This is a genomic window from Acetivibrio cellulolyticus CD2 (assembly GCF_000179595.2).
Lineage (GTDB): Bacteria > Bacillota > Clostridia > Acetivibrionales > Acetivibrionaceae > Acetivibrio > Acetivibrio cellulolyticus.
The window spans coordinates 2,093,056-2,093,824 of sequence record NZ_JH556653.1 but is presented as its reverse complement, the minus strand read 5'-3'; the positions used below and the strand labels follow the sequence as shown (position 1 = coordinate 2,093,824).

Annotated in this window: 1 pseudogene and 1 other annotated feature; the pseudogene reads left to right on the top strand. The window is 38.6% G+C overall.

The window, feature by feature from the left end:
- Nucleotides 1–176, top strand: a pseudogene (locus ACECE_RS30610) (IS30 family transposase); the annotation flags it as partial.
- Nucleotides 177–477: 301 nt separating this feature from the next.
- Nucleotides 478–721 (top strand) — a binding site (T-box leader).
- Nucleotides 722–769: the final 48 nt, after the last annotated feature.

Here is a 769-nt window from a genome sequence, read left to right as displayed (position 1 = left end):
CCTGGGAAAGAGGCACAAACGAAAATACAAACAAGCTAATACGCCGATTTATACCAAAAGGAACAGATATAGGGAGAATAAGTAAAAAGACGATAAAATGGATAGAAACATGGATAAATAACTATCCAAGACGAATATTAGCATATAAGTCTGCAATTGATATGGCTGCAAGTTAAAACCTTGGGACTCTGTCCCAAGCCCTGTCCTCGCCAGAAGGCAGCCGGTCTGTCATAACAGACCGGGAACAAAAGGATGATAGTGCAATGGATGTAAAGGGTCTCCGGCTTTGCCTACGATGAACGAGCTATGCTCGCCCTTGACATCCCGAACAATAGTGCCAATAGTTTGCATTATACAAGTTTACCAAAATTTTACCGTCACTTTAACTTGCAATTTATAGTAGGCAATTCATATTAAAAAAAGTATTGACAACACTTAAGTATGATGGTAAAATATTTATCAACTATACATTAAGAAGTAAAAGCTGTGATGGAAATAAAGATGCACATGATTGCTACAAGAGAGCTGATGGTTGGTGAGAATCAGCGCATGATTTGCATGAATAACTCGTTCCGGAGCTTTATTGCCGAAGTGTAAGTAAGCAATGACGTTGACTACGTTACAGTCTGTGCATATTATTTATATGCACCTGAGAGCATACTTTATATGTATGCAAAATCAGGGTGGTACCACGTAGGATTTTATACCCTTCGTCCCTGCAAATTTAGTTTGCAGAGTCGAGGGGTTTTTGAATTTTAAGGCATGTTTA